Annotated in this window: 8 protein-coding genes and 3 tRNA genes; 1 reads left to right on the top strand and 10 read right to left on the bottom strand. The window is 35.5% G+C overall.

Features of this window, described 5'->3' with window-relative positions; genetic code table 11:
- Positions 1–372: 372 nt before the first annotated feature.
- The 5 genes from BUB96_RS08255 to BUB96_RS08235 form a co-directional block, all read right to left on the bottom strand.
- Positions 373–444, bottom strand: a tRNA-Gln gene (locus BUB96_RS08255).
- Between the two features lie 13 nt (positions 445–457).
- Positions 458–540 (bottom strand) — tRNA-Tyr (locus BUB96_RS08250).
- Between the two features lie 9 nt (positions 541–549).
- Positions 550–621, bottom strand: a tRNA-Glu gene (locus tag BUB96_RS08245).
- A 126-nt stretch (positions 622–747) separates the two neighbouring features.
- The gene (locus BUB96_RS08240) at positions 748–2,526 is read right to left on the bottom strand and encodes an ABC transporter ATP-binding protein (protein WP_073298400.1); all 1,779 of its coding nucleotides are present in this window, start codon (positions 2,524–2,526) and stop codon (positions 748–750) included.
- 11 nt (positions 2,527–2,537) lie between these two features.
- The gene (locus tag BUB96_RS08235; RefSeq protein WP_073298399.1) at positions 2,538–4,268 is read right to left on the bottom strand and encodes an ABC transporter ATP-binding protein; all 1,731 of its coding nucleotides are present in this window, start codon (positions 4,266–4,268) and stop codon (positions 2,538–2,540) included.
- Positions 4,269–4,442: 174 nt separating this feature from the next.
- On the opposite strand from BUB96_RS08235, the gene BUB96_RS08230 reads away from it, so the two are divergent.
- A complete protein-coding gene (locus tag BUB96_RS08230; protein WP_073298398.1) occupies positions 4,443–5,270 on the top strand; it encodes a helix-turn-helix transcriptional regulator in 828 nt (275 codons plus the stop codon).
- A gap of 46 nt (positions 5,271–5,316) precedes the next feature.
- Here BUB96_RS08230 and BUB96_RS08225 read toward each other — a convergent pair whose 3' ends face one another.
- The 5 genes from BUB96_RS08225 to BUB96_RS08205 form a co-directional block, all read right to left on the bottom strand.
- On the bottom strand, positions 5,317–5,595 hold the full coding sequence (locus BUB96_RS08225) for a GNAT family N-acetyltransferase (RefSeq protein WP_073298397.1): 279 nt from the start codon (positions 5,593–5,595) through the stop codon (positions 5,317–5,319).
- A gap of 361 nt (positions 5,596–5,956) precedes the next feature.
- Complete coding sequence (locus tag BUB96_RS08220) at positions 5,957–8,038, bottom strand: heavy metal translocating P-type ATPase (protein ID WP_073298396.1); 2,082 nt, start codon at positions 8,036–8,038, stop codon at positions 5,957–5,959.
- Positions 8,039–8,313: 275 nt separating this feature from the next.
- Complete coding sequence (locus tag BUB96_RS08215; protein WP_073298395.1) at positions 8,314–9,489, bottom strand: NAD(P)-dependent malic enzyme; 1,176 nt, start codon at positions 9,487–9,489, stop codon at positions 8,314–8,316.
- Positions 9,490–9,495: 6 nt separating this feature from the next.
- A complete protein-coding gene (locus tag BUB96_RS08210; RefSeq protein ID WP_073298394.1) occupies positions 9,496–10,605 on the bottom strand; it encodes an Ldh family oxidoreductase in 1,110 nt (369 codons plus the stop codon).
- Positions 10,606–10,794: 189 nt separating this feature from the next.
- On the bottom strand, positions 10,795–12,183 hold the full coding sequence (locus BUB96_RS08205) for a GntP family permease (RefSeq protein WP_073298393.1): 1,389 nt from the start codon (positions 12,181–12,183) through the stop codon (positions 10,795–10,797).
- Positions 12,184–12,486: the final 303 nt, after the last annotated feature.

Below are 12,486 nucleotides of genomic sequence, written 5' to 3'. Positions count from 1 at the left end.
GTCTGCTGACTTCTCTTTCCCCAGCTTTCCATTGCTGAAAAGGTTTGATGTAGAGAAAGAGACCTCCCCGGGTAAGAATAACAACCTTCCACTCATGTCACTGCTTCATTTACTGTGTGGGATTCGTGCAGTATCGGACTTTACTTTGTTTGGCAAGCTCGTCCGTCCCTGTTCAGCCTTGATATGAAGTTTCTGTTCGTCAGTGCGAGTGTTTGCCGCCGACTTCCTTCGGATTCCACCTCGCGGTGGACACCCTTGTCTTTGGCTAACAGTTCCTACTGCAAAGTCTGGAGTGGACTTTCACCACCAAGTTGTTACCCATGCCGGGCGCACCAAAAAAAGCGATGCAAAGTACATGCACCGCTTCATTAGCTGGGCTGCTAGGATTCGAACCTAGGGTACACGGGATCAAAACCCGATGCCTTACCGCTTGGCTACAGCCCAATAAAAATATAAGTGGAGGGAGAAGGATTTGAACCTTCGAACTCGAAAGAGGACGGATTTACAGTCCGTTGCGTTTGGCCGCTTCGCTATCCCTCCAAAATTTGATGACCCCTACGGGATTCGAACCCGTGATACCGCCGTGAAAGGGCGATGTCTTAACCACTTGACCAAGGGGCCATTTTTTCACGCAAGATATATTCTACAGTAGTCTATCAAAATTGTCAAACTTATTTTCGATTTTTCTTATTTTTTGAAATCTTCTAAATGATGCAGACTATTTAATCTCGCGTGAATAATTCTTTATCAAAGTCCTTTTAATAAATCGGATTGTGTTTTATACAAGTTGTAATAATTTCCTCCTTGACGCATAAGTTCATCATGACTACCTTCTTCTAAAATCTTTCGATCTCCTATATAGAAAATTCGATCACTATTTCGAATAGTAGCTAAGCGGTGAGCTACGACAAAGGCTGTACGCCCTTCTAGTAGTCGATCAAGTCCTTCTTGGAGCAATATTTCTGTTTGCGTATCAATACTCGAGGTTGCTTCATCTAAAATAAGAACTTTAGGATCTGACAAAAGCGTCCGTGCAAAAGAAATTAACTGTCTTTGCCCTGCTGAAAGAGTACTTCCTCTTTCTTGGACACGCGTTTCATACCCTCTTGGTAAATCTTTAATAAAATCGTGGGCACGAACAATACTTGCTGCTTCAATGACTTCTTCTTCAGTTGCTTCTAAATTTCCATAACGGATATTGTCCATAATGGTTCCTGTGAATATAAAGGTATCTTGGAGCATGACCCCAATTTGGTTACGTAAAGATTTAATCGTAACATCTTGAATATTGATACCATCAACTAGTATCGCCCCTTTTCGTATATCATAAAAGCGACTAATCAGGTTTGTAATGGTTGATTTCCCAGCACCCGTTGGCCCAACCAAGGCAATGGTTTCACCAGGTTTTACGTGAAAAGATAAATCTTCAAAAATTGTTTGGCCTTCTTCATAACCAAATTCTACATTTTGAAAGATAACCTCTCCTTTTACAGGCGGCATTTCGAAGGCATCTTCCTTATCTGTAATCTCAGGTGATACATCCATCATTTCAAATACACGTTCTAAATAGACGGTTCCTGAAACTAAAGAGTTGTAAAAATTCCCAATATTTATAATTGGATCCCAGAAGTTATTGACATAACCGATAAAGGCAATCAAAACCCCTGTGGATACGTCGACTCCTATCTTTCGAACACCCACAAAATAAATAAATGACACCGTCAAAATTGCAATATTTTGAACAATAGGACTTAGTAAGAATTGAATTTTTACGGCATCCATCCAAGCGTCTTTTTGCTGGTTACTGACGTCTGAAAAAACTTCTCGGTTAAATCTTTCTCTGGTAAAGGATTGTGTCGTTTTTATTCCTGTGATACTTTCATGAATATAAGCATTCAAGTTCGCTTGTTTGTGACTTAATTTATCATACGCCACGCGTTGTTTATTTTTTATGATCATGGTGACGACAAAAAGTACCGGCAATAAAATCATACTATATAAGGTTAAACGGACATCAATAATTAGCATAATGGTTAAAGTTACTAAAATACTAAAAACATCCGAAACCACATTAATAAAACCAGAGGATAAAATATTACTCAAATTATTAATATAATCAACTACTCGGGTTAAAACCTTCCCATGAGGTCGTGTTTTGAAAAATGAGAAAGAGAGTTTTTGCATGTGCCTAAATAAATCAGAACGCATATCTCGCAAAACATTTTGACCCAATAGAGAAATATTATATTGTCGATAGCGAATGGTCCAGCCATTTAACAAGGTAACAATAGTGTATCCAATGATGATAACGACTAATAGCGTTATATTATTATCTGGAATTACAACGTCAATGACGATACTTGTTAAATATGGACCTATAATCATTAAGATGTTTGCGAACAGGACGACAAATAGCAGAGAAAATACAGATTTTTTATAGGATGCTAAATAACTCGCTATTCGTTTGTAGTTTTGAAAATTATTAGTTTTTTTCTGTGTTTCTTCTACATTGTTTGCTTGAGCCATTTTTTCACTCCTTAATCTGCTTGGCCTAATTGGTCTTCATAAATTCTAAAATAGGCGCCTTTTTTAGCTAATAAGTCATCGTGTTGTCCTCGTTCGATAATTTTACCTTTGGATAAAACAAAAATTTGATCTGCATTCTTTACTGAAGACAATCGGTTAGCGATAATGAAAGACGTTCTCTGTCTACTAATTTTTTCCATTCCTTTTTGGATTCTTGCTTCTGTTTCCATATCTAAAGCGGAAGTAGTATCATCTAAAATCAAAATTGCTGGATCTTTTAATAACCCTCGAGCAAGGGATAAGCGTTGTTTTTGTCCACCGGATAAGCCACTTCCTTGTTCACCTAAATATGTTTCATATTTTTCAGGCATTCTTTCGATAAATTCACTGGCATCGGCTACATCCGCCACTTCTTCTACATCTTCCAGGGGAGTTTGAGGCATTCCAAATGAAATATTACTTTTAATCGTATCTGAGAATAAAAAGGCATCTTGCATGACAACTGTAATATGCCGTCTAAGATCAATCACATTCCATTCTCGTATATCGACATCATCAATTAATATACGCCCTTTTGTTGGATCAAAAAAACGAGAAATTAAATTAACTAATGTCGATTTTCCTGATCCTGTTTCACCAATGATTCCAATTTCTTGTCCTGGTTCTGCTTTAAAAGAAATATCATCAAGGACTAGATTTTCAGGATCATCTGGAAAGGCGAAGGAGACATTTTGAAATTCTACTCTTCCTTCTACATAATCAAATTCTTTTCGTTCTTCAATTGGAATCTCTGGTTGAACCATAAGCATTTCTCTAATTTTTATCGTTCCTGCAAATAATTTCTGCAAATCATTCATATGTCCACCTAAATTACGCATCGGAACATTAATCATCCAAATCAAACCAGTAAACGTTACTAAGTTCCCAACACTCATCTCACCGGTTATGGCTAACCACCCACCAAATCCAACCGCTATTACCGACATAAAGCCCGCAAAGGTTTCGATTAAAGGAAGATACCTTGAAGAAATAGCTGCAGACTCTAGGTTACGGTCTCTAAAACCTTGATTTACTTTATCAAATTTTTCTTCTTCAAATCTTTCATTCGCAAAAGCTTTAACAATTTGATTTCCTCGAATATTTTCTTCAACCATTGAGTTTAATCGCGAAAAGCTCTCTCGTATTTCAAAATAAGCTCGATTGGCTTTTGAAGAAAGCATAATCGTTAAAACAGCAATAAAAGGGGTCACTACGAGTAAAGCTAGAGTTAATTTCATATTAACTGTTCCCAAAAAAATAAGGGCGGAGACGAATAAAACAACATTATCTAAAATATTAAAATATGCCCAAGCAACACTATGACGAATGGCATCAGTATCTCCAGTCATTCTAGCCATAATGTCTCCCGTACGTGTATGGTTAAAAAAACTAAAATCTAATTCTTGAAACTTTGTATATAAATCATCTCGTATTTGAAACAATACATCTTGACTAATATATTCAAATCGAATCTGATATAAATACCTCAACCATGTTCGAAATACGGTTCCTGCAATCATAACAAATAATAGAGGAAGCAATAAATTATCCTGCCCTCCTTGAATAACCAAATCAACAATCATTCCACTGATATAGGGCGTTACAATATTCAATAAAGCGACCACAATGGTTAATACACTAGCAAAAATCCAACTTCCTCGATAAGGACGAATATAACGAGCTAACCATCTAATTGTATCCATATTTTCCTCTCCTTTTCTAGTTCATACGCATATTAGCAAAAGTATTAAAAAAATAAAATGGAATATAGAGGCATTTCATATGGAGAATATTAAGAAATAAGATCCTTTTAGATTGAGGTTTGTCAAACCAGTGGTATAATTATTTTTAAAGAAGCAACGAAAGCAGGTGAGTGAATGCTAAATATCCACTCAAAAACATTTAATCCTGAAATTCTCTATGTATTTGATGCATTGAACACAGGACCTTCATCTGGGAGCCGACATAGTCATGATTTTTTTGAGCTAACAATTCTTTTAAAAGGTGATTCTTTTTATACGATAGAAGATGAAAACCATTATCTAGCAGAAAAAACAGTTTTAGTTTTTAATCCTGGAACTGAGCATATGGAATATACAAAAGAAGGTATGGAAAATGTACAAATCCATATTGGTTTAAGGCATTTTAACTTCTCTGGTTATAAAAGAGATTTTTTCCCTTTAGAATCCAATATAATCCATTTAGAAAATTATAAAGAAGCCTTTTTTGATACTTGCGAAGAAATTATTCGCGAAAGAAATGAAGCGAAGCTGGGTTATGAGCTTGTTTTGAAAGCGCTTGTCTACAAGCTCATTATTTATTTATTTCGTGATCGGACAACTAAACTTAATAAAGATCAGTCGTTGAGTTTAGATCGTGAGAAGCAAGAATTAGTGAATGAAATTCAGCTTTATATTGAAAATCATTATTCAAAGGATTTATCCCTTGAACAAATTGCTCAGGAATTTTATATGAGTTCGACCACTTTATCGCGTTTATTTAAGGAATTTTCCGATGATACCCCCATTAATTATTTAATCAATTATCGTTTAGAAAAAGCCAAAAATCTAATTGTAGAAAATCCCGCCCTTTCAATTAAAGAAGTGGCTCAAAGTGTGGGCTATGAGGATTCTTTATATTTTAGTAAGCTATTCAAAAAACAATTTGGAGAGTCTCCATCATTTTTTGCGGAGGGTGAGGATTAAAAGAAAAATGAGCGAAGCTAATATCAGCTCCGCTCATTTTTTCTTTTTATTTTGCTATAATATTTTCGTATTTATCGCTTTTTCGTTCAAATAATTTAACTACATAGGGACAAGTGGGATGAATTTTTTTGCCTTCTGTTTCCATTTCTTCCACTAAACGGTCTACTAATTTTTCTGCTACTCCTTGTCCACGGAGTGAGGGATCAACAAATGTATGATCCGCGTCAACTGTTTTTTCATCGATTGGTTTGTAGGTAATTTCGGCAATTAAATTTCCGTCTTCGTCTTCTTTATAGAAGCGATTCTCACCTTTAACAAAATCCATTATAACACCTCTCCGTTTATTTTTTTATGCTTCATAAAATTAAATCGTCCTACTATCGTACTGTCATTGTAGCTGAAAATCCTTGTTTGTAAAAGAAAAGCATTTGTCCTGTGAATTATTCAAAACATCCCCAGAAATTATACGATTTTTGGCCTTATTTCTCATTTTAATGATACTTTTTCCAAATCTTTATTACATAAAATATTTTTACTAATACTTTTTCCAAATCTTTATTACATAAAATATTTTTACTAATACTTTTTTCAAATCTTTATTACATAAATCATCTTTAATAAATTTATCCAAAAAATCCCTCTTCAGACTGCATCGTTTTTAGAAGAGGGATTTAGAAAATAAATATTTATTCTTTATCTAGCTTCAACATCATTGCATTAATAGCTACGATAACTGTACTGATTGACATTAAGATAGCTCCAACTGCTGGACTTAAAGAAAATCCAATAGGTGCAAGAACGCCTGCTGCCAATGGGATAGCTATAAAGTTATAGCCTGCACCCCACCAGAGGTTTTGCGTCATTTTATTTGTCGTTTTATCTGATAGCTCTAAAAATGCTTCAATATCTGCCGGATCGGATTGGGTTAAGATAATATCTGCAGAATCTAGAGCTACTTGCGTACCTGCTCCAACTGCGATTCCAACATCTGCTAAGGCAAGTGATGGAGCATCGTTAACGCCGTCTCCAACCATTATTACCGTTTTACCTTCATTTGTTAATTGTTCAACTAGATTATATTTGTCTTGAGGAGATTGGTTAGCTTTATATTCAATTCCTAATTCTTCTGCTACACCTTGAGCTGCTTTTTCATTATCTCCTGTTGCCATAATTGGCTCAATTCCATGATTTTTCAAAGTATCAATTAGATGTTTACTTGCTGGTTTTAATTCATCACCTAAAGCAACAGTTCCTATAGCTTTATCCTCTTCTACTAAAATACTGAGTGTTGCACCTTTAGGAACTTCCACATCAATTTCTTTTTCGTAGGCTTTTTGACTAATTAATTTATAATGTTTGTTATTTGCTTTCCCTTCAACTCCTGCACCAGATACTACATCAATAGAATCAAAATGAACAGGACGTACTCCTTCATTTTCAGAATGAGCAATAATTGATTGAGCAATTGGATGGCTTGAGCCTGCTTCGATTCCTGCCATTAATGCAGAAATTTCTTCTTCTGAATAATTATCGCTTAGAGTATTAACATTTAATACTTTAAATTCTCCGGTCGTTAAAGTACCTGTTTTATCTAAAATCATCACATCTGATTTTTTAGCTTGTTCTAAAGCTTCACGGTCTTTGACTAATAAACCACGACTTGCACCTAAACTTGTACTACGTGCTACAACGAGTGGAATTGCTAAGCCTAATGCATGAGGACAAGCAATTACTAACGTTGTTACAGTAAAGGTTACAGCTGTTTGTAAGTCTTCAGTTAACAGCCAAGTTACGAAAGCTACAATTGCTACCGCAAGAGCAATATAGAATAGCCATCCAGCTACTTTATGAGCTGTATTTTCTGCTTTCGAAGGTTGATTTTGTGCTTCACTAATTAAAGTTTGAACTTGAGAGATAAAAGATTGATCTCCTGTTTCTTCAACCTCTATGAATAGAACACCTTCACGATTCGTAGAACCTCCAATAACTTGATCCTCTACATTTTTTTCTACAGGCTTTGATTCACCTGTTAATAATGCTTCATCAACTCGAGATTCGCCTTTCGTGATTTTTCCGTCTGCTGGAATATTTTCTCCAGCTTGTACTCGGATAATGTCACCCACTTTTAAATCGGCAACCGGTCGAGTTTCAATTGAGTCATCTTCTAAAACAACTTGTGCATCTTTAGGGACAAGTTCTGCTAATGCTTTTTGTGCATCTCCTGCGTCTCCAACAGCCTTCATTTCAATCCAATGTCCAAGTAACATGATCAAAATCAAAGAAGCAAATTCAAAAAAGAAATCCATAATGTGTTCATTAGTCATGTAACGGGCGACCACTGCATAAATACTATATAGATAAGAAACACTTACACCAAGAGAAACAAGAGCCATCATTCCTGGGGCTTTTTGTTTAAATTCATCCATCGCCCCTTGGTAGAATGGCTTACCTCCATATACTAAAAGTATTGTAGAAACTATAGCTACTAGAATATCAGAATATGGAAAGGTAAATTGAAAAGGTAACGTAACGCCCATCATCGGAGATAGAACCATTATAATAATCCCTAACGGAAGAGATTTTAAAAATAGTTCCTTAAAGTTTCCATGATGGTGATGTTCATGGCCTCCTCCGTGATCATGATGATCGTGTCCTTCGTGGTCGTGATGCTCATGATGCTCATGTTCTAAAAGATTGTGAGATTCATGGGCCTTATGATCTGCATGTTTGTGTTTATGTTTATGTTGACTGCTTTCTTCTTTATTCATACAAATATACCTCCTGATATTTATTTACAACTTAAGTTTACAACTATAGACGTACTTAGTCAAGAGATAAACTTTATATTTGATACTTTTGTAAAAATAGGGTGCAACTCGTAAATAAAGATCTGTTAGTTCTCGTTTTTTCATCTTCAAGAGATACAATTTATTCCTATAACTTCAATAAAAAATTTATCTCTTTAACTCAAACACAAAATCCTTCCTTATTCAGAGGAAGGATTTTTAAACATTATACTCACTATTGGACTAATTAGAAAAGGTTATCTCACAACCCCCGAATTAATAGCAGCTTTCTTTACAGCTTCTGCGACAGCAGGTACGACACGTTTGTCTAGCGGATCAGGAATAATGTATTCTTCGGATAACTCTTCATCTTCTACTAAATTAGCAATAGCATAAGAAGCAGCCAGGCGCATATTTTCATCTATCTCTGTTGCTTTAGCTTCTAGAGCCCCTTTAAAGATACCAGGGAAAGCAGAAACATTATTAATTTGATTTGGGAAATCACTTCGCCCTGTCCCCATCACAGTAACTCCTGCTTTTTTCGCAACATCAGGCATAATCTCTGGAATTGGATTAGCCATTGCAAATACAATCGGATTTTCATCCATTTGTTCAATATCTCTAGCTGACAAAATGTTAGGTGCTGAAACTCCCACAAAAACTTCTGCATCGACCAGAGCTTCTTGTAAATTACCTCGCTCATCTTTTATATTCGTTACTTCCAACATTCGTTTTTGTTCACTATTTAAAGATGGATAGCCTGAATGAATAATTCCTTCTCTGTCTACTAATAGAATATTTTTTGCACCTAAAATCATTAAGTGTTTTGCAATCGCAATCCCTGCTGCACCTGCACCATTTATTACAATTTTAATCTCTTCAATTCTTTTATTTTTAAGTAGTTTCAATGCATTAATCACAGCAGCTCCTACAACAATAGCCGTTCCATGTTGATCATCATGAAAAACTGGAATATCCAATGTTTCAATCAATCTACGTTCAATTTCAAAACATTCTGGAGCAGCAATATCTTCTAGATTTATGGCCCCAAAACTTCCTGCAATTTGTTTCACTGTTTGTACAACTTCATCGACATCTGTCGATTCAATACTTATAGGAAAAGCATCAACATCCGCAAATTCTTTAAATAAAATACTTTTCCCTTCCATTACAGGCATAGCTGCTTGAGGTCCAATATTTCCTAATCCTAAAACTGCTGATCCATTTGTAATAACACCAACTAGATTATTTTTTCTCGTCACACGATAAGCTTCTTCAGGATTTTCAACAATCGCCATACAAGCATCCGCTACACCTGGTGTATAAGCCAATGCTAAATCTTCTCGACTAGTAACAGGAGCTCGGCTAATGACTTCAATTTTTCCATTCCATTCATGGTGTTTCTTTAATGCTTCACTTTCTTCATTTGTCACTCAACTTCACTCCTTCTCAAAAGGAAAGACGAATTGGTCTAGTCCAGCATCATCACGCATCGCAACTAATTCTTCCTGTACAGATTTATTCACTGCGAGACCCGTTTCTTTCCGTTCCATCCAAGTTAAGTATTCTTTTTCTCCTGCTGTATAAATTCTTTCCTCGCCAGGAGCTGTCTTCGCTGCTCGTAATTCTCTTAGTATTTCGCCTGTTGTCTTTTTAAAATTTTCTAATCCCATGAATGCTTCTGTATCAATCGCCATAAAGAAATGTCCTAAATGATATTTTATCTTTCCACCATCTTCACCGATTCCTGTAAGCATACTTAAGAAATTTCCTTGTTGTAAGGCAGCAGATAGGACCTCAACAACTGTGGCATAGCCATAACCTTTATAACCACCTAGCTCTTCGCCGATTCCACCTAAAGGTGCTAATGCTGCAGTACCATCTAATAAAGCTTGTAAAATAGCTGGTGAGTCTGTCATTGCTGAACCATCTTGACCAATTACCGTACCTGCTGGAGTGTCTTTCCCTTCACGATCGTACAATTCTACTTGCCCTCGCTGAATAATAGAAGTTGCACAGTCCAGAGAGAACGGAAATTCTTCATCCGTAGGAAAAGCAAAAGCAAGAGGATTTGTACCTAATTTATTTTGTACACTGAACGTAGGCGCAATAGAAGGACGAGCATTTGTCCCAGAAACTCCGATACATCCTGCTTTAGCTGCCATTTCTGTATAAAATCCTGCCGTGCCATAATGAGTAGAATTTCTCACAGCTACCATACCCATTCCATATTCTTTAGCTTTTTCAATCGCAATTCGCATCGAATGATAAGAAGCTACTTGGCCCATACCGTCATTTGCATCAATTACAGCTGTTGTAGGAGTTTCTTTAATTATTTCCCATTCCGTAACAGGGGACTGAATATTATCTTTTATTCGATCAATATATATGGGCTTCAAACGGTTTAATCCATGCGTATCCATTCCTCTTTTATCGGCATCCAACAATACATCCGTACATATTATTGCATCTTCTTCAGGAACTCCATATGCCTTGAAAACTTCTCTTACAAAATCATATGTTTTGTCCCAGTCTAGGTATGCTACCATCTATTTTCCTCCTTGTATTTTAAGCGCTTACATTACATGTGTATAGAGTAACAAAAGGAAAAATTGGAGTCAACTGTTTTTGTGATTTTGCTTACCTTTCTATAGAGATTCCTCATAACTTAAAAATTAGAATATAGCTTTCGCTACATTCTAATTTTTCTCAGAATATATAGTTAAGTATATAAATAATTAGCCAACAAACATATTTGCTAATAGAACACCGGCTAAGGTTACACCTGCACCAATAAATGAAACCATAGTTTTAGCCCAGAATTGATCTTTTATTTCTGGAAGGCCATATAATCCATTAAAGGTCCAGTAGCCACTATCGTTAAAGTAACTAAATGAAACTGCTCCTGCACACGTTGACATTGCTAGCATTACAGGATTAAGTCCTAATTGTGTTACAAGTGGTGCCGTTAATGTAGCAGCAGTAATTAAGGCTACTGTTGCACTACCTAAAGCGATACGCATCAATGCTGCAATAATAAATGGTACTAATACTCCAGGAAGTCCTATATTTAATACCATTTGTCCCAATGCGTCACCAATACCTGCATCACGTACTACTTGCCCTAAAGAGCCCCCAGCACCTGTTACCAATAAGATCATACCCGTAGCTTTTATTCCATCATCCATTGAACCAATAACTTGTTCGCGTGTATATCTACGGGCTAAACCATAAACTGCAATAAGCAAACCTATTATTAATGAAATCACTGGATTACCTAGAAATCCTGTTATAGATTGAATAGAACCTCCAACTCCTATTAAATCTATCACTGTATTCGATAAAATTAGTAAAAGAGGAATTGCTACTGGTGAGAATGATAAAGCTGCTCCTGGTAGTTTTTTCTCTTTATAAATTTCTTCAATATTATCAATTGATTTTTCATATTCTTCTTTATAATCCATTCGTACAAAATCTAATCCATCTTCAGTAGGAATTTGATAAATCTTTTTACCAAGCCATTTACTATAATATACTGATGCAATCAAAGTTGGTATTGAAAAAAGAATACCTGCCATGATCATCATACCTATATCTACTCCGAGAATACCTGCCACGGCTAAAGGCCCTGGAGTAGGCGGTACAAACACGTGTGTTAATTGTAACCCTGTTGCTAAAGCTAAACCTAATCCAACAGCGCTTTTTCCAGTCATTCTTGAAATTGATTTTGCTAAAGGTGTTAAGATAACTAATCCGGAATCAGAAAATACTGGGATTGCTACAATATATCCTGTTAAAGCTAAAGCCCATTCTTCTTTTCCTTTACCTACTAGTTTAATCATTGAGAATGCCATTTGTTCAGCCGCTCCTGACATCTCTAAAACAGCTCCTAGGATTACACCTAAACCAATAATAATACCAGTACTTGACAGAGTATTACCAAAACCAACTGTCACTGAATCCATTACTTGTTGGTAAGGCAAACCACCAATTAACCCGGTTACAATTGCAGAAATAATAAGTGCTACAAAAGTATGTAACTTTGTTTTCATTGATATAAATATTAATAAAATGACACCTATAGCCAAACCTAATAATAATTGAGTACTACTTACTGGTACATCCATTTTTTTGCTCCTCTATATAATATATTTTTCCGTTTAAATTAATGTTTGTGAATAATTTCCTTTGCTTGTATACCTCCAATTAATAATTAAATATTAAATATCTTTTATGTTCTGTAAGCGTTTAACTATTAATATAGTAACTCTCATCTTTTAAAAAGTATATAGTCTCTATAATAAGATTAACTAATTATTACACCTTTTTTTTGGTTTAAGTAACCGTTTTCACATATGTTGTGAAATTAATCTTAAATACTAAAAAAACACAATCTTCTAATAAGATTAAAAGATTGTGTTTTAAATATG

The organism is Atopostipes suicloacalis DSM 15692 (assembly GCF_900129085.1).
GTDB lineage: Bacteria > Bacillota > Bacilli > Lactobacillales > Carnobacteriaceae_A > Atopostipes > Atopostipes suicloacalis.
This window is presented reverse-complemented; position numbering and strand designations above follow the sequence as displayed.